The organism is Thiopseudomonas alkaliphila (assembly GCF_001267175.1).
Classification (GTDB): domain Bacteria; phylum Pseudomonadota; class Gammaproteobacteria; order Pseudomonadales; family Pseudomonadaceae; genus Oblitimonas; species Oblitimonas alkaliphila.
In genome coordinates this window covers 2,092,728-2,111,068 of sequence record NZ_CP012358.1, presented here as the reverse complement: position 1 = coordinate 2,111,068, position 18,341 = coordinate 2,092,728, and the positions used below count along the sequence as shown (strand labels likewise).

At 48.7% G+C, this 18,341-nt stretch carries 12 protein-coding genes; 6 read left to right on the top strand and 6 right to left on the bottom strand.

Going from position 1 to position 18,341, the window contains the following annotated elements; translation table 11 throughout:
• Nucleotides 1–44 precede the first annotated feature (44 nt).
• Entirely contained in the window at nucleotides 45–671 is a 627-nt protein-coding gene (locus AKN87_RS10230; protein WP_053103354.1) for a DUF937 domain-containing protein, read from the bottom strand.
• 429 nt (nucleotides 672–1,100) lie between these two features.
• Between AKN87_RS10230 and AKN87_RS10225 the strand changes: the two genes are divergently transcribed.
• The 3 genes from AKN87_RS10225 (at nucleotide 1,101) to AKN87_RS10215 (ending at nucleotide 6,086) form a co-directional block, all read left to right on the top strand.
• Entirely contained in the window at nucleotides 1,101–3,278 is a 2,178-nt protein-coding gene (locus AKN87_RS10225; protein WP_053103353.1) for a malate synthase G, read from the top strand.
• Between the two features lie 145 nt (nucleotides 3,279–3,423).
• Nucleotides 3,424–5,379 carry a putative nucleotidyltransferase substrate binding domain-containing protein gene (locus AKN87_RS10220; RefSeq protein WP_053101018.1) on the top strand — a complete coding sequence of 652 codons (1,956 nt, stop codon included), beginning with the start codon at nucleotides 3,424–3,426 and terminating at the stop codon, nucleotides 5,377–5,379.
• On the top strand, nucleotides 5,376–6,086 hold the full coding sequence (locus tag AKN87_RS10215; RefSeq protein WP_053103352.1) for a 3'-5' exonuclease: 711 nt from the start codon (nucleotides 5,376–5,378) through the stop codon (nucleotides 6,084–6,086). The genes AKN87_RS10220 and AKN87_RS10215 overlap by 4 nt, the downstream gene beginning before the upstream one ends.
• 33 nt (nucleotides 6,087–6,119) lie before the next feature.
• On the opposite strand, the gene AKN87_RS10210 is transcribed toward AKN87_RS10215, so the two are convergent.
• The 3 genes from AKN87_RS10210 to AKN87_RS10200 all read right to left on the bottom strand — a co-directional run bounded on the left by AKN87_RS10210 (nucleotide 6,120) and on the right by AKN87_RS10200 (nucleotide 9,149).
• A complete protein-coding gene (locus AKN87_RS10210) occupies nucleotides 6,120–7,595 on the bottom strand; it encodes a protein adenylyltransferase SelO (RefSeq protein WP_096334883.1) in 1,476 nt (491 codons plus the stop codon).
• A 43-nt stretch (nucleotides 7,596–7,638) separates the two neighbouring features.
• Nucleotides 7,639–8,142 carry a PaaI family thioesterase gene (locus AKN87_RS10205; RefSeq protein ID WP_053103350.1) on the bottom strand — a complete coding sequence of 168 codons (504 nt, stop codon included), beginning with the start codon at nucleotides 8,140–8,142 and terminating at the stop codon, nucleotides 7,639–7,641.
• Nucleotides 8,143–8,240: 98 nt separating this feature from the next.
• Nucleotides 8,241–9,149 carry an MBL fold metallo-hydrolase gene (locus AKN87_RS10200; protein ID WP_053103349.1) on the bottom strand — a complete coding sequence of 303 codons (909 nt, stop codon included), beginning with the start codon at nucleotides 9,147–9,149 and terminating at the stop codon, nucleotides 8,241–8,243.
• Nucleotides 9,150–10,022: 873 nt separating this feature from the next.
• On the opposite strand from AKN87_RS10200, the gene AKN87_RS10195 reads away from it, so the two are divergent.
• The 3 genes from AKN87_RS10195 to AKN87_RS10185 all read left to right on the top strand — a co-directional run bounded on the left by AKN87_RS10195 (nucleotide 10,023) and on the right by AKN87_RS10185 (nucleotide 12,935).
• The gene (locus AKN87_RS10195; RefSeq protein ID WP_053101014.1) at nucleotides 10,023–10,568 is read left to right on the top strand and encodes a TRAP transporter small permease subunit; all 546 of its coding nucleotides are present in this window, start codon (nucleotides 10,023–10,025) and stop codon (nucleotides 10,566–10,568) included.
• On the top strand, nucleotides 10,561–11,937 hold the full coding sequence (locus AKN87_RS10190; RefSeq protein ID WP_053103348.1) for a TRAP transporter large permease: 1,377 nt from the start codon (nucleotides 10,561–10,563) through the stop codon (nucleotides 11,935–11,937). The genes AKN87_RS10195 and AKN87_RS10190 overlap by 8 nt, the downstream gene beginning before the upstream one ends.
• A gap of 92 nt (nucleotides 11,938–12,029) precedes the next feature.
• Nucleotides 12,030–12,935 (top strand): D-hexose-6-phosphate mutarotase, encoded by a 906-nt coding sequence (locus AKN87_RS10185; RefSeq protein ID WP_053103678.1) that lies wholly within the window; start codon nucleotides 12,030–12,032, stop codon nucleotides 12,933–12,935.
• Here the strand turns inward: AKN87_RS10185 and mscK are convergent.
• Complete coding sequence (mscK, locus tag AKN87_RS10180; protein ID WP_053103347.1) at nucleotides 12,932–16,324, bottom strand: mechanosensitive channel MscK; 3,393 nt, start codon at nucleotides 16,322–16,324, stop codon at nucleotides 12,932–12,934. The two genes, AKN87_RS10185 and mscK, sit on opposite strands and share 4 nt — an antisense overlap.
• A 52-nt stretch (nucleotides 16,325–16,376) precedes the next feature.
• The gene (locus AKN87_RS10175) at nucleotides 16,377–18,116 is read right to left on the bottom strand and encodes a potassium/proton antiporter (RefSeq protein WP_053101010.1); all 1,740 of its coding nucleotides are present in this window, start codon (nucleotides 18,114–18,116) and stop codon (nucleotides 16,377–16,379) included.
• Between the last annotated feature and the right edge of the window lie 225 nt (nucleotides 18,117–18,341).

Genomic DNA, 18,341 nt, shown 5'->3' with positions numbered 1-18,341 from the left:
CTACCAGGCGACACCGCGTGTTGGTAGCGGCTAGGATTAATAACTTAACGTTTACTCAGAAAACTCGAACCCAGCTTAACTAGATCACTTAATCCAAACTGGCCATCACCGTCTTGATCCAACAAGCTGCCCAATACACTGCCTAAACCACCCTGTTGTTGAATTTGCGCCTTCTCTGCGCCTAGGGTTTTACCTAGATCATTCGCATCCATGCCGCCCGACATTACCTGCTTGGCTAAAAATGCCATAACCACTGGCGCCAGCAGCTTCAATAACTGATCAACCAAGCCCGTACTCAAACCTGTGGCTTGGCCTAATTGGGCTTCAGCTTGGGGTAGTTTATTGCCAAAGATATGCCCTAAAATACCGCCCGCTGCTTGGTTCTGTCCTGAGTTACCGGCTAATAGCTGCTGAGCTAAACCACCCAATAACTCGCCTAAGCCATTACCACTAGCTACTTGACTATGGTCTTTAGTCAACGCACTAAATAACTCTGCAGCTCCTTGCGGCTGACTGGCATTTTGTCCTAAAGCGGCCACCAATAGCGGCAGCGCCGTAGCAACGGCAGATTCAGTTTGCTCACTACTTATCCCTAAACTTTGCGCCATTTCAGCCAATGGCTGCCCTTTTAATTGCGCTAGCAGCGCACCTACTAATTGACTACTCTGCATGCCGCTACCTCCATTAGATACGAATTAAATTAATATCATTTTAGCTTAGCTACAGGGTCAAATCGCTGCATTTAATCCGTTAATCGGGACAAATGTAACTTTTTATAAAGCTGCTGAACCTTTTCTAACTTTGCTTTTCTTACTACCTGAGTGTTACGGATTAATGCTTAAGCTCCTTGATGTGTTTAATGTTGGCAGATACCGAACCAATCCCCTAGTGGTTCGGCTTAACTCCGGACTTTCCTCCCCAATTTGAAGTTCGGAGTTTTTTTTGCCTGTTTTTTGACAATCCCTGTCAGTTTGTTGCGCTTCCTGCTTAGTCGCTGTTTTTTCATATTATTTCCTGTAGTATGCTTTTTACGTCACTACATGGCCTGTTTGGGTCGTTAATTATTTTTTCCGGCGTTTCCACAGCAAAGTGAGACAACAATGACAGATCGCGTTCAAGTAGGTGGCCTTCAAGTCGCCAAAGTCCTGTACGACTTTATCAATAATCAAGCTATCCCAGGCACCGGCCTAACCGCCGAAGCGTTTTGGGAAGGTGCAACCCAAGTTTTAAAAGACTTAGCACCAAAAAACCGTGCTCTTTTAGAAAAGCGTGATGCGCTACAAGCACAAATTGACGAGTGGCATCTCGCGCGTAAAGGTCAAGCACACGATCCTGTTGCTTACAAAGCATTCTTAGAGGAAATCGGCTACTTACTACCCGAAGCCGAAGATTTCCAAGCCACTACGCAAAACGTAGATGAAGAAATTGCCCGTATGGCTGGCCCACAACTGGTGGTGCCAATTACTAACGCACGTTTTGCGCTCAACGCAGCCAACGCGCGCTGGGGCTCTTTATATGATGCACTGTACGGCACTGATGCAATCAGCGAAGCCGACGGCGCTGAAAAAGGTCAAGGCTATAACAAAGTACGCGGTGACAAAGTTATTGCTTTTGGTCGTGCCTTTTTAGACGAAGCCGCACCTTTAGCTGCAGGTTCACACGCTGAAGCCACTAGCTATCGCATCGAAGATGGCAAGCTGATCGTTAGCCTTAAAGGCGGCAGCAATACCGGTTTACGCGACGATCAACAACTGATCGCATTCCAAGGCGAAGCCACAGCTCCAACGACGATCCTGCTGAAAAATAACGGCATGCACTTTGAGATTCAAATTGATGCCAACAGCCCAATCGGTCAAACCGATGCCGCTGGGGTTAAAGATATCCTGATGGAAGCTGCGATCACTACCATTATGGACTGTGAAGACTCCATTGCTGCAGTAGACGCTGACGATAAAACTCTGGTTTACAGCAACTGGTTAGGCCTGATGAAAGGTGACCTAGCTGAAGAAGTCAGCAAAGGTGGCAAAACCTTTACCCGTACCATGAATGAAGACCGTGTCTACACCGGTTTAAACGGTGAAGAAGTTAAACTGCATGGTCGTTCGTTACTGTTCGTACGTAACGTTGGCCACCTGATGACTAACCCTGCGATCCTCGATGAGCAAGGCAACGAAATGCCTGAAGGCATCATGGACGGCTTATTCACCAGCTTAATTGCCCTGCATAACCTCAATGGCAATACCAGCCGTGGCAACAGCCGCACCGGTAGCGTGTACATTGTTAAACCAAAAATGCACGGCCCAGAAGAAGCGGCCTTTGCTAACGAGCTATTCGAGCGTGTCGAAGACGTATTAGGCATGCAGCGCAACACCCTGAAAATGGGCATCATGGATGAAGAACGCCGCACCACAGTTAACCTCAAAGCCTGTATCGCTGCTGCCAAAGAGCGTGTGGTATTCATTAACACCGGTTTCTTAGATCGTACTGGTGACGAAATCCATACCTCCATGGAAGCGGGCCCAATGGTACGCAAAACTGCAATGCGCGGTGAGAAGTGGATCGGCGCTTACGAAGACTGGAACGTTGATACCGGTCTGGCAGTAGGTTTACAAGGCAAAGCGCAGATTGGTAAAGGTATGTGGGCTATGCCTGATCTGATGGCAGCCATGTTAGAGCAGAAAATTGGCCACCCGATGGCTGGTGCAAACACTGCTTGGGTTCCTTCACCTACAGCAGCGGTACTGCACGCTCTGCACTACCACAAAGTTGACGTATTTGCCCGTCAGAACGAGTTAAAAGCCCGTAAGTTTGCTTCTTTAGACGATATTTTAACTATTCCGTTAGCACCCAATACCGATTGGACTGCCGAAGAAATTCAGCAAGAGTTGGATAACAACGCCCAAGGTATCTTAGGTTACGTAGTACGTTGGATCGACCAAAGCGTCGGCTGCTCGAAAGTACCTGATATTAACGATGTCGGCTTAATGGAAGACCGCGCCACCCTGCGTATCTCTAGCCAACACATGGCTAACTGGTTACGCCACGGTATCGTGACTGAAGAGCAAATCGTTGAGACCATGAAGCGCATGGCTGAAGTCGTTGACCGTCAAAACGCCAACGATCCAATCTATCGCCCAATGGCACCTAACTTCGATGACAATATTGCGTTCCAAGCTTCTTTAGAGCTGGTTCTGCAAGGTAAAGCGCAGCCTAACGGCTACACCGAGCCAGTATTGCATCGCCGCCGCCGTGAGTTCAAAGAGAAAAACGGTCTCTAAGTTCTCACCTAGGTGTTAAAAAACAGCCGCTTTTGCGGCTGTTTTTGTTACAGCTGCTTATTCTTTTGGCGTATTTCAGCCCAAAGCTGAAGGCTGTTACACTCTTGCGCTGCAGAAAAACCATAACAATAATCCGGAGCGCAGCATGACTAGCAGTGATAGCTTTACTCAGACAGGACGTACTGCAGTGCAACAAAACATCCAAGGTATTTTGGAATTTTTGCGCAAGTATCCGCCTTTTAGTCAGATGAATATCACCCACCTTAATTACTTGGTGAATCACTGCACGTTACGCTTTTTTGCCCAGGGCGACCCTATTATCGCCCCTGACGACGGCTTAATTGAGCACTTTTATATTGTGCAACAAGGGCGCATTGTGGGTGCCCGCTCGATCCCACAAAAAGACCAAGATCTTGCTGCAGCAGCCATTGAAACTACCTTTGAAATTACCACTGGCGAATGTTTTCCGATTGCCGCATTACTCGCTGAACGTCCAACCCGTACCACCCATCTAGCCGCAGAAGATAGTTTTTGTTTGCTTCTAGAAAAGTCCGCCTTTGTTGAGCTGGTTAAACAATGCACGGTGTTTCGCGAGTTTTGCGTACGCGGCATCAGCAGCTTGCTTGATCAAGCAACCCAGCAAGTGCAACTGAAAGCGGTAGAAAGTTTGGGTGCGCAACACACCATGGAGGCTACCTTAGCAGAGCTTACCTTGCGCTCGCCGATTAGCTGCACACCTGACTTTCCGCTCTATCGTGCAGTGCAGCGAATGCATGAGCAACAAATTGGCAGCTTAGCCATTGTCGACGCACAGGATTACCCAATTGGCATCTTTACTTTACGTGATCTGCGCCGGGTGATTGCCACCGGCGAGGCTGATTTACAGCAACCCATTAGCCAAGTCATGACGCCCGATCCTTTTTATCTGCCCTCTGCTACCAGTGCCTTTGATGCGGCACTGGCTATGACTGAACGACACATTGCACATATTTGTGTAGTCGATCACAGGAAGTTAGTTGGGGTTATTTCCGAGCGTGATTTGTTTGCCTTACAACGTATGGATTTGGTCCATCTGGCTCGCACCATTCGCCATGCTTCCAGCCTAGATAAGTTGATTGAACTACGCCAAGAAGTAAATGTGCTGGTCGAGCGCATGATTGCCCATGGCGCTAGCCCCGAGCAAATCACACACCTCATCACCTTACTCAATGATCACAGTGTCTGCCGAGTCATCGAGCTGTGTCTTGAGCAATATGGCGATCCCGGCATTCCCTTTACCTGGCTGGTATTTGGCAGTGAAGGCCGTAAAGAGCAAACCCTGCATACAGACCAAGATAACGGGATTTTATTTGCCGCTGATAACCAAGAACAAGCCAATGCGATACGCGGCAAATTGCTGCCACTGGCCAAAGAAATTAATCTGGCGTTAGATAAATGCGGTTTCACCCTATGCAAAGGCAATATCATGGCGGGCAACCCTGAGCTGTGTTTATCGGCCAGTGAGTGGGCCACGCGCTTTAGCAAATGTGTGCGCGATGCCACGCCAGAAAACTTACTGTACTCCACAATCTACTTTGATTTTCGAGCGATTTGGGGCGAAGACAGCGCGGTTAAACGCTTACGCAAAGACTTACTGGAAAGCATTCGCCATAACAAAGCCTTTCAACGCTTATTAGCCAATAATGCGCTGCAACATCGCCCCCCCTTAGGTGGCCTGTTCCGCGACTTTGAGTTGAGTAAACGAGGTGCTGAAAAAGATACCCTCGACTTAAAAACCAAAGGCCTCACGCCCTTTGTCGATGGCATTCGGGTACTAGCCTTAAGCCACGGTATTGAAACGGCTAATACCCTCGAGCGAATTCGTGAACTGGTACAAAAGCGAGTTATTGAACGCTTAGATGGCGATGCCTACGCCGAGGCCTATCATTTTATTCAACTGATTAGGATGCAGCAGCATCAGCAACAATCGCGCCATCAATTGCCTTACTCTAATCGTATTTACCCTGACGAACTTAACCATTTAGATCGGCGAATTTTACGCGAATCCTTTCGCCAAGCTCAGCGTCTGCAAAGTAGTCTAACCTTTAGGTATAAGTTGTGAGTTGGTGGAATCCCTGGCGCAAAACCCAAGTCGAACTGTCGCTTGCCAAACAGCGGCGCGTGGCCAATTTGACTCCTGGCAAAGCCATTGACCAAACGCCACTTAAACGACAACGCTGGGTGATTGTTGACTTAGAAGCCAGCGGCCTCAACACCTTAAAAGATTGTATTTTATCAATTGGGGCAGTAGCCATTGAGCAAGGTGGGATTCCGTTAGGCAAGCAGTTTGCCTGTACTCTCCAACGGGCTGATCAACAGGTAACCGAAAGTGTGCTAATCCACCAGTTAGCGCCTAGTAAACTCGCCAAGGGTATTGCTCCTGCGACTGCTTTACTGCGCTTTTTAGAGTTTGTTGGCGATAGCCCACTCTTGGCTTTTCATGCCGATTTTGATCAGCGTCTACTCGTACGTGAAGCTAAACAACTACTCAACTATAAGTTAGAACATGTATTTTATGATCTAGCATTACTCGCGCCGGCGCTAAGCCCGCAGCTAGAAGCCAACTCGTGCAGTCTTGATCAATGCCTAAGCCACTTTAAACTGAATATTTTACAGCGCCATAATGCCAGTGCCGATGCCTTAGCCACCGCCGAACTCAGCTTGATTTTACTCCATCTAGCGGAGCAGCAAGGGATCCACACCCTGGCCAATTGGGACCGACTGTACCGCGGTCTTAAGCAGCGCCAGCAACAACACTTTTCTTTCTAATGCTAACTGTCTGGCGCTAAGCGCTTTGAGCTGTTACGACGAGCAACTGATAGATAAAGCGCGGCCCCAGGCAGGAGCAGGCGCTGCATAGGCATCAGCATTTGCTTGCTGAACAAAGGGTTGGGTTAAGAGCTGATGCAGCCGCTGAGTTGGCTGATAGTCTCCCTGTTCTGCTGCTTCGATCGCTAACTGTGCTAAATAATTACGCAATACATACAACGGATTAACCGCCTGCATCTGGGCTTGACGCTGCTGCTCATCAACTGTTGCGGTGCGCTGTACATAATAATCACACCACTGGTTAAAGCTCTCCAGATCAACGCCTAGTTCCTGTTCAAGCTGCGCTTGTAGATCAGTCAAATACGCAGCTGCAGGTCGCTCACTTAAATCGCGGAAAAACCGAGAATAATCCAACTCAGTGGTTGCCAATAACCCCAGTAACTGTTCAATACGGGCACTGTCCTGCGCCTGCTCGCCCTGCCAGCCCAAGCGTTGACGCATCCGCTGCAGGTAAAACTCTTGCTGCAGCGGCATAAAGCGCGCTAACTCCTGACGCAAGGTAGCTAATGGAATATGTTCGGTTAAGGTTTCAGCTAACGCGGTCAGGTTCCACTCGGCAATCGCCGGTTGTTGGCTGAAGCGATAACGCCCCTGATGATCAGAGGCATTACAAATGTACTCAGGCCGATACTGCTCTAAAAAGGCATAAGGCCCGTAATCAAAGGTCAAGCCGAGAATCGACATATTGTCGGTATTCATCACCCCATGACAAAAGCCATAAGCCTGCCACTCGGCGATCATCCGCGCAGTGGATACCACCACCTCCGAAAAAAAGGCCGCCACTGGATTATCAACAGCTAAACACTCGGCAAAATGCTGCTGGATCGTAAAATCCAGCAGCTGCTGCAATTCATCCAGTTGCCGGGTGTAGTAAAAATATTCAAAGTGACCAAAGCGAATATGGCTTGGGGCTAGGCGTAACAGGGTGGCTGCGGTTTCTTGCTGCTCGCGCCATACGGGCGTTGCCGAGGCAGTGACAGTAGCAGCGCGGCTGGTGGGAATACCTAAAGCAAATAAATATTCACTGGCTAAAAACTCACGTATTGAGCTGCGCAGCACAGCACGACCATCGCCCATCCGGGAAAATGGCGTAAGCCCTGCACCTTTTAAATGCAGCTCCCACACCTCGCCGGCGGGGTGTTCTATCTCACCGAGCAATAATCCACGCCCATCCCCCAATCTTGGTGAGTAACCACCAAACTGATGCCCGGCGTAAACCATCGCTAAGGGGCGCGCATTACTAGGCAACCACTGTCCAGCTGTCAGCGCTAAAAATGCTGGGGTTTGGGCCTCGGCTACAGTTAGCCCTAATAAAGCTAACGCCGACTCACTGGCAACCACCAGCTGTGGATCAGCCAGTGGCTTAGGCGGCTGCTCAGCATAAAACTGACTGCCCAACTGGGCATAACGCTGGGTCAAGTTCAGGTTTAATATTGGATCATCGCGCATAGCCATCGCCACCTTTAGTCAAAAAAACCTGCCAGCTTAACAGTTACCAAGCGCAATCAGGCAGCTTAACGGCAATCATCTGGCCTTTAGCACAGACTTTGCCTTGTGCACTTAAGGTTAAATCGACAATTACTTTACGCGGTTTGATCTCAACAATTTCACCCCGTATTTCCAATTGCGTATCTAAAGGCGTCGGCGCGACAAAGCTAACATTCAAGTTACCCGTAACAAAACGCATAGCCGGTAGACTGTGCATATCGCGCCCTTCTGCCCGATAAGCGGCGGCGGCCGCCGAGGCAGTGCCGTGGCAATCCAGTAACGAAGCAATTAATCCGCCATAGACTTTATCTGGCACACCGCCTGTGTGATAAGGCTGAGGCGTAAAGTAGGCCACAGTGGTTTCACCATCCCAATAACTTTTAAGCTGGTGCCCAGCACTATTATTGCGCCCACAACCATAACAATGACTAAAATCCTCGGCATAGCAGTCTTGGAAGGCTAGCTGTTCGGTTTTTGCATTATCTTGGTTTACCGCTGACTCACCCATGGTTATTTCTCCGACCAATAAAAAAGAGCATCCCTTCTAAAGCAGATTGCTCTTTTTTACTAGCTGTTAAATAGTCGCAGCGATAGAAAGTAGCTACATCACTCCCACTCCATCTCACCTTTTAATACTTTAGCACTTAAGGCCAACGCCTCTTTGCCCGGTAGTTGTGGATAATGTTGCTGCATGGCCTGGATTAATTGATCGGCATTGCTTGCTTGGGTCAGCTCTTGCTCAAAGGTGGTCAAATACTCTTTAGTGAAGCGTAAGGCGGCATCGCCTTGGGGTAAAGTACCGCTGTAATGCCCAGGAATAACTTGCTCGGGTTGCAAGGCCAGTAGCTGATCTAATAATTGTACCCAGGTTTTGCGTGACTCTAGGGTTTGGGTATCGGCCAGCCAAACATGTTCACCAGCATCAACCAGCACCCCACCCAGCACGGTTTTTAACTCGGGCAACCATAGACTAGTACGCTCTGGAGTAGCACTAGTTAAGCCAATAATATCAATGCGGTGACCGGCAAACTGCAGATGATCTTCGGTTAAGGGCTCTGGCGTAACAATTCGTACAGGTGCTTGGGTGCCTAATTCTGGCCCCCAATGGGCTAATTTAGCGGCTTGGGTTTGCTGGATATGCTGCACTACTGCTGGGGTGGCCACTACCTTAGCCTCAGGGAATGCATCAGTAATCACCGCCAGACCAAAATAAAAGTCTGGATCGCCGTGGCTGATATAGATAGTGTTGAGCGATTTTCCGCTGTCTTTAATTTTTTTCACCAGGGCCTGAGCATCCCGCGCGGCAAACTGAGCATCAATTAATAACACCTCATTTTCAGCCCAGATTAAATTACTGGTGACGGGAAAAATTGTCTCTGCAGCAGTAGGTTTGTAGGTTTCTAACTGGATAGGTTCAGCAGCCAACGCCTCAGTTACGGCCATCGCCGAGCCGGCCACCACCAAGGCAACCACGGTTAGTTTTAGCTGCTGAATAACCTGCGAAAAAATTTGCATTTAGGCATCCTCATACACAATAAGCCAATGATTTAAGCTCGGATTCCTAGGCTGCAAGAAAGTTTAGCCAGACACCAGCACTCGCCTAAACCCTTTTGCACTATGCACTGTGCCCCTAAGTTATGAGACGCGGCCAGCGGTGATTGACTATTTTATAAACAAATTAGCTAGCCGCCAGACTGGCTGTGGGCTAGCGCTAACTGCCCCCACTTTATCCACACCGCTTCCACACAGGCTTCCCCGCCAATTGGGTAAAACTTGGCAAGCTGTTTTAGCCCAATCCAAAGCTGCTAGCTGAGTTAGGTTAACTGGTTAAAATTTATACAAACGCAGCAACACCTGTATTAGTCTAGCTTTGCGCCCAGTATCCGCAGGTTATACACAGGCTGATACCGCGCAATTGGGCATGAGTTTAATCAGCTGTTTGTTTTTTAAGCAGTTTTCTATAGCCCTTGATACCACTGAGCTAGCGCAACTCTCCCCCATCTTATTCACACCTTGATGCCGAAAAAATGGGCATAATCTGAGGCGCTGGTGCAATGGCTAGTCCAGTGTTTTTTCACTTAAACGCAGCCTAGATTTTGCTGATTTTTTAACCACTGAACACAAAGCCACGTAGTATCAGCCTTAGCTGATTTTGCTCCCAAGTTATCCACACTTTGATGAGCGATTATTGGGTATTAAGCAAAGTGACTGACTATTTTTTAACCACTTGGCTACAACCTATAAACTAGGGGGCTTAGCCAATAAATCCTCAGCTTATACACAGGCTGATGCAGTATTTTTGCGGATATTTTGTCTGAGCATGGTTATTTTTTGCCACACAGCTTAGAATTGCCGACTTATTTGTCGTTATTCAGAACAAGGTTGACTATGAGTTCCCCTTCTCACTGGTTGCTCGCAATTTCCGAGCTAATCACCGCGCTTAATCGCCGGCTAGGCCAAGCCTGTGCTTGGCTTGTGTTGTTTTTAGTGTTTGGCATCGCCACTGTGGTGTTGCTGCGCTATGCCTTTGGCATCGGCGCTACCGCGTTACAAGAGGCGGTGATGTATGCCCATGCCCTCACCTTTATGGGCACAGCTGCCTGGGCTTTGCAACGTAATGCCCACGTGCGGGTGGATATTTTTTACCAAAACTTTTCACCCCGTAAAAAGGCCACCATTGATGCCCTCGGTAATCTATTGTTGCTGCTACCGGTATGCTTATTTTTAGCCTGGAACAGTTGGTCGTATGTGGTGCACTCTTGGGCAATTATGGAAAAATCTGGCGAAGCGGGCGGTCTTGCTTATGTTTACCTGCAAAAGTCGATCATTATTTTGCTGGTTAGCTCACTGATTTTACAAAGCTTAGCTGATTTTATTCGTTACCTTTTCCAACTCTCTGGCCGCGTGCCATTTGCGCAGGTGCAACATGACTGAGTTAATGGCGCTGCTGTTATTTATTGCTATCTGTTTAACCCTGATGGCGGGTTATCCCGTAGCCTTCGTGCTAGGCGGTGTGTCTCTATTGTTTGCCATGCTTGGCATGCTGATGGGTATTTTTGATATGGGCTTTATGGGCTCATTACCTAGTCGTTTATACGGCATCATGAATAACCAAACGCTGCTGGCGGTACCCTTGTTTGTGTTTATGGGTGTGATGTTGGAAAAGTCTCGGGTAGCCGAAGATTTACTGGAATCAATGTCGCGCTTATTTGGCACCCTACGCGGTGGTCTAGCAATTTCGGTGTGCGTGGTCGGCGCTTTGCTCGCCGCCAGTACTGGTGTGGTCGGGGCGACAGTGGTGACCTTAGGCTTACTGGCCTTACCCACTATGCTCCGCCGCGGCTATGATCCTGCGGTCGCGACTGGTACCCTCGCGGCCACCGGTACCCTAGGGCAAATTATCCCACCGTCGATTATTTTAGTGCTGTTAGGCGATGTCTTAGGTAACGCCTATCAACAAGCACAGACCAACATGGGTATTTTCTCGCCGAAAACAGTGTCGGTGGGTGATCTGTTTATTGGTTCATTAATTCCCGGTTTTTTACTGGTTGCGCTGTATATTCTGTACTTAATTGGGGTGGCGATTTTTCAACCGAAAAAACTACCGGCACTCAGCCAAGAAGAGTTGGGCCACCTAGACTGGGGCAAGTTATTTAAAGCCTTACTGCCCCCGCTGGTACTTATGGTTGCGGTATTAGGTTCGATTCTAGCCGGTGTTGCTACGCCTACTGAAGCGGCCTCAGTGGGTGCGATTGGAGCGATTTTACTTGCCCTAGCGAAACGCCGCTTATCCCTCGAGCGAATTAAAGAAGTGTGCTTTAGCACCGCTGAAATCAGCGCCATGGTGTTTTTGATTCTGATTGGTGCTTCGCTGTTCTCGCTAGTATTCCGTGGCTTTGGTGGTGAAGATATTATCCACGATATTTTCAATAGCCTACCTGGTGGTGTGCTCGGCGCCTTCTTCTTGGTGATGCTGGTGATCTTCTTACTGGGCTTTATTCTTGACTTTATTGAAATTACCTTTGTGGTCATTCCGATTGTCGGCCCAGTATTACTTGGCATGGGGCTAGATCCGGTGTGGCTGGGGGTAATGATTGCGATGAACCTGCAAACCTCCTTCTTAACCCCGCCGTTTGGCTTTTCGCTGTTCTATCTGCGTGGGGTAACCCCTGCTTCAGTGCCAACGATTCAAATGTACAAAGGGGTTTTACCCTTTATTGCCATTCAGCTGACCATGTTGGTAGTCGCCTATATTTGGCCTGAAATCATTACCTGGTTACCTGAAAAAGTGTACGGCTCTTAAGTTCTATTCTTTGCTAGCTGAAAGCCGTAAATCCAGTCATGGATTTACGGCTTTTTTATCCACACCCCATTGATTTTGATGAGTACTCGCGAATGAGCCCACGCATAATCCCAACCCACTTTGCCAAGCTGCCTAGCTGGCAGTTAAGTGTGGGCCCTGCCCAGCTGCAAATTAGTGCACAGGGTGCACAGATTTTAACCTATCAGCTAGCCGAGCAAGCACCGATTATTTGGCTCAGTGATTTAGCCAAATTTCACTCCAACAGCAGTGCCCGCGGCGGTATTCCGATCTGTTGGCCATGGTTTGGTGCTATTGAGCGCAATCCACAAGCGGTGCAACAGATGACCCATGCCCAAGCGCCGTTTCATGGCTTAGCCCGTTTGCAACGCTGGCAACTGCTCAGCCAAGCCACCACCGCAGATAGCGCCCGCTTAGTGTTGCAGTTAGATACCCAAACTGCGCCCTTAGCCGATTGGCCCCACGCCGCACGCTTAACCCTAGAAGTGGTATTAACTACCGAGCACTTAAGCCTGCAACTCACTACCGATAACCTAGGGCCAAAGCAACTACACCTTAGCCAAGCGCTGCATAGCTATTTTGCGGTCAGTGCGATTCAGCAGGTAGAAGTTACTGGCTTAGAAAACTGCCACTACATTGAAACCTTAGAGCACTGGCAAACCCGTCAGCAAACAGGGGTATTACGTTTAGATGATGAAACCGACCGCATTTACTTACAGCCAGCTAGCACCTTGCAGATTGTGGATAAGTTGTGGCAACGCCGTATTCGACTGCATAGCCAGCATAGTCACTCGGTCGTGGTGTGGAATCCAGGACCCGATAAAGCACAACAGCTGTCACAATTTGATCCGGCGGCTTGGCAGCGAATGCTGTGCATTGAAACCGCCAATATCTGGGATGATTGCCTAAACCTGGCACCCGGCGCCAGCCATAGCTTGGACTTAGTCATTGAGTGCCAGCCTCTCTCCGTCACCAACTAAGCCCTGCTCTGCCCGGTTCTCGGCGGTTCGCTAGCAGGCGAACCCGCGGCGCCAGTTGCTAGCTGGGTGCTAGCAAGATGAGTTTCTGTCTCGCTGTGCTGATTTTTAATAAAGACATCCAGCTGATTAAATGCCATATCGATATTATTATCGCGAAAGGCTAATACCAAGCGAGTGAGAATTTCGTCCATTGATGAGCTACGATCACCTAGGTCACGCACATAGTAACGCAGCTCATAATCAAAGGTGCTGGCACTAATCCCAGTAAAATAAATTCCTGGCTCTGGGTCGCGTAATACGCGCTGATTTTCTTGCAGCACCTGCTGCATTAGCTTACGCGCCAGCACCAGATCTGTTTCATAAGCCAAGCCAATTTTTACCACCAGTCGCGTCACGGTATCGCTTAATGACCAGTTCATCAGCTGGTCAGTCACAAACACCTTGTTGGGAATAATCAGCTCTTTGCGATCAAAATCAGTAATGGTGGTGGCGCGAATCCGAATCCGACTCACCGTGCCTGAAATATTACGGATGGTCACCAAATCGCCAATACGTACCGGACGCTCGAATAAAATAATGATCCCCGAGACAAAGTTGGCAAAAATTTCTTGTAAACCAAAGCCCAAACCTAAGGATAAAGCCGCTACCAACCATTGCAGCTTATCCCAGCTCACGCCTAAAGAGGCTAAGGTAGCTACCGTACCGGTGGCCACAATACAGTAAGACAGTAAGGTGGTAGTGGCATAGGAGCTACCCTGAGCCAGCTTCATCCGCGACAACAGCATAACTTCTAATAAACCGGGCAAGTTACGGGCCAAAATAAAGGTCACGGCGGCAAATAACAGCGCATTAATGCCGTCCCTTAAACTAACCACCTCAGTCACTGCTGCATCACCACTGCCGCTAGTGTTTTGATACAGGCTGATGTTATCCAAATAAGTAAATACTGATAATAAATCGGCCCACAACCAATACAACGAGATAAAAAAGCCACCCCATAAAATTAGCCGTGCTAAACGTAATGACTGCTCATTGATCTGGCTAATATCCAATTGTGGCTCAGCCACAACCTCAGGCACTTCACTGCTTTCATGGGGCTGATTGACTTTACTATTAACCGAGCGCTGCCAGGCTAAACGCCGCGCTGCCACTGCCAAACCTCGCACGACCGTGGCCTCTAAAACCAACCACACGACAAACAAAGATAAAGTACCAAACAGCCGACCAGTAAGTTTCAAACTGGTGTAGTAGTAGCCTAAGCTGGTGGCAATCACTAAGCCTAATGGTGCCATTGCTACCACTAAACCTAAAAAGCGCTTAAAGGCATTGGGCGCGCTGCCGCGATACGAGTGCAAAATCAAGCGCGTCATTACCACACTCAACAGGACCAAGCCCACTAGCATGGTGCTTAGCCCCAACACATCTTCACTTAAAATGGCTGGCTGATATTGCGCCACAATCACTACCGGAAGCATCATCAGCATGACCACTAATAGCCCACGCACCTGTTTTCGAGCAAAGGTATTTTCACTGGGAAGCCAGCGAAAATGAACCTCAGCAATGCCGTGGGGCTTTAAAATGCGAGCTAACGTACTAAACACTAGCCACACCTGGGCCATAACTAACAAGGCTTCGCCAAGATAGCGATTCACCCCTTCCGCCTGATAACCCAAACCCCAGCCGGCACCAGCCAAGAGTAAACTAACCGGAAGCGCATAGAGCATGGTAATTAATAACGCTTTGGGCGTATGCAGCTGGCCGTCTAAGCGAAAGTGGCCAATGTCTTGATTACTTTTTTGCACATAGGCATTGAGTTTTGGCCGTAGCGCCAACAACACCACAACTACCGCGGCCAGCCCGATAAATAACCACGGCATAGCTACCCAAGCCTGCCAAACGCCCTGCCATGCCGCTTGCAGCGGTAAGTGCTCTAGCTGTTTCAGCGCATTTTCAGGGAAATGCTGTAACCAGCTAGCATCCAACGGCTTATTACTGGGAATCCAAAACATTTGCTCAGCTAAGGTGGCACGCAAACTATCGGATAAGTTTTTTAATTGCTTTTGGTTAAGCTGTAAATTAATCGCTTCACTCAGTAGTGCGTTTAATTCTTTACTTAGCTTATCTAGCAATTGATTACGGGTTTTGATGGTGTCCAGTAGCTTGCCGCGTAATTCTGCATTTTCGCTCGGATCACTGGTCACCCCAAGTAACTTATCCACATACCGCTCGGGCTCGCGAATTTTTTCCCGAAATTGCCGTAGCTCAAACTGATATAAACGCATATCCGCAATTTGCTCGGCTAAGGTACGATCAAAACTCACCGAAGGCAGCGCCTGCTGCTGCTGATATAAAATTTTTGCCAGCAACAAGCTGCCTTGCAGGACACTAATTTGCTCTTCCAGGGCTTGATCGGTTTGCTGTACGGTTTCTAACTGCTGGCGCACCTTAAGGTTACGTTGGGTCAGATCATTGCGCCGTTCGGTCACCATTAATAAGTAATCCGACAACTGCAAATTCAACCGTCCTTCACGCACCAAGAGTGTATCCGTACCCGCTTGGCTAATTTCCAGCGATAACTCTTCTACCGCTTGCTGGGATTCACGCTGACGATGGGTATTAACCAGCTCTTGCAGTACTGCTACCTGCTGCTCAACCTCGGTCAGCTGCGCGCGATACAAATCCCGTTGTACACTGCCCAGTTCCTGCAATTGGTTATTGGCATCTAACTCAGCACGGCGTAACTTGCTTTGCTCCTGAATCGCTTGCAGCTCAGCCTGTAATAGCTCTTGACGCTCGGGCGAACTGGTTTTGGCTGCTTCTTTAGCCTTTAACTGGGTGTTAATTTCTTGAATGCGCGCTTGAATACTGGTGACTTCTGCCTGTGCGCGCTCGGGTCGCGTTTGGGTAGTAATCACTAAGCTATTGGCATCACTGAGCTGTTTTTGTAAGGCATTGAGCTGCTGATTGGTTTGCTCAAGGGCTTGTTCAAGCTCAGCAATCGATTGATTACTATGGGCCTCAGCAAAACGTTCAGCCGATTGCGGAACAAAACGCTGCAAGGCTTGCTCGGCTTGGCGAATTTGCTCGGGGGCAGTGGCTAGCTGTTGACTCAATTGCTGTTGCGCGCGCACATAGTCATCACGGGTTTTCAGCCAGCTTAAAGTTTGCTCAAGCAGTTGCTGTACCGTTGCATGCTCGGTTTCAGTTAACTTACGGCTATCTAAATCATCTAGCTCTTGCTGCACCTGCTCAGCGCTTAACTCCGCTGCCTGCACAGTTGGCTGTAGCAGTAAGGTGCAACAACCTAGGCAAAAAATCAGTGCTATTAGCCAACAGCGCCGCAGCCACGGATAACTCGAATTAAAATGAGTACTCTGCTGCAACGCCATAGCCTGATTGCCTCTTAATTTTGAAATGCTGATTTTCTACCTGCTAGCCCAACTAAAAGCCAAGCTCAGGTTTTTTGCCGTCGGGAAACTTTAAACCCACTTTGCGCACTTTGTTATTTTCCATCTGCGCAACTGTCCAGGTATAGCCCTGCCATTCAATTTGGTCGCCGACCACCGCTTCGCCACCTACAGCGTGGGTAATAAATTCACGCAAGGTCAGGTGTGGGCTGAGCTTTTCTAGTTTCAAGCCATAGATGGCCGCCACATCACCCAGTTCGGCATCGCCCTCCAGCACAAAATCACCAAAGAAGCGCATATCCAAACCGCGTTCAGGGGCTTTAATAAATAGCTTGCCTAGGGCCGATAAATCCTCTTCATGGCCAATCACACATAAAATATCATCCGCCTCAAGACGGGTAGAACCGCTCGGGTGTAGCAAACAGTTATCTCTAAATAAAGCCGCAATACGAGTTCCTTCCGGCATTTTTAACTCACGCAAAGGCGCACCAATACACCATTTTTCGCGACCTAAACGATACACAAATAACTCCCACTGACTGGTGGGATAAATCTCTAAACCGGCACGGGAAATGGGTGAAGGTACCGGCGGCACCTCAACCCGTGCTTTGCGCGCGGCCCAAGGCAGCGTAGAACCTTGCAACAAGAGCGAAACCAACACAATAAAGAAGGCAACGTTAAAAAATAGCTGGGCATTAGGCAAGCCAGCCACCAATGGGAACACCGCTAAAATGACCGGTACCGCACCACGCAAACCAATCCACGAAATAAACAGGCGCTCGCGTAGGTTAAAGCCTCTAAATGGCAGTAAACCAGTAAACACCGCCACTGGCCGCGCCACTAAAATCATCCACAGCGACAGCAATAATGCCGGTAACGCAATCGGGAGTAACTCATGGGGCGTAAGCAGTAAGCCCAGCACCAAAAACATGCCGATTTGACTCAGCCAAGCCAAACCATCAAACATGTGCAAAATGCCATGGCGGTTACGAATCGGCCGGTTACCCAGCACCATGCCGCAGACATACACTGCTAAAATCCCACTGCCACCGACTTCGCCGGCAAAGGCATAAATCATGATGCTGCCGCTAACTGCCAATAGCGGATACAAACCATCAGCAATGGTTAAGCGATTAATTACTTGTAACAACAACCAGCCGCCACTTAAACCTAATAAAGTGCCCAGCCCAAATTGGCGTACCAAACTAATTAAAAAATCTAAGCTAAAACTGGTCTCACCGGCTACCAACATGCCAATTAAGGAGACGGTTAAAAACATCGCCATCGGGTCGTTACTGCCCGACTCAATCTCTAGAGTCGATCCCACCCGCTCATTTAAGCCTTTACCATTAAGCAGATTAAACACCACTGCGGCATCGGTCGAGCCCACAATGGCGCCAATCAGCAGGCCTTCTAACCAGGTCAGATTAAACAGCCAAGAAGCCGCTACCCCAGTTAGCACCGCCGTTACTACGACGCCATAGGTCGATAACGATAACGCCGGCCATAGTGCAACGCGGAAGGTAGCCACCCGAGTGCGCATACCGCCATCGAGCAAAATCACTGCCAGTGCTAAGTTACTAATAAAATAGGTCAGCGAATAGTCATTAAACACAATGCCACCGACTCCATCGGTACCAGCCATCATGCCCACGCCCATGAAAATCACTAAGATCGGAATCCCAACCCGTGACGAAACCGAACTCACCAAAATACTGACAGCAACCAGTAATCCGCCGATAAAAAAGAAACTATTGGTAGCTGCAGCATTCAATTCGAAGGTCTCCCTATGGCATAGTCCACTTAGATAAAAAACAGCTATTAATTCAGGTCTAGGGCTGATTTTACCCAGCATCCCAGTAGCTGTAGATAAAACATGAGTTTGCTTAAAAATTGCCTAAGCTTACCACACCCAAGCCTTGGCTTTAGAGCAGATATTTAACAGAAATTGTGCTTCGGTTGAACTATGGCCTTGGCGGTGGCCCTAAGCGTTGGACTA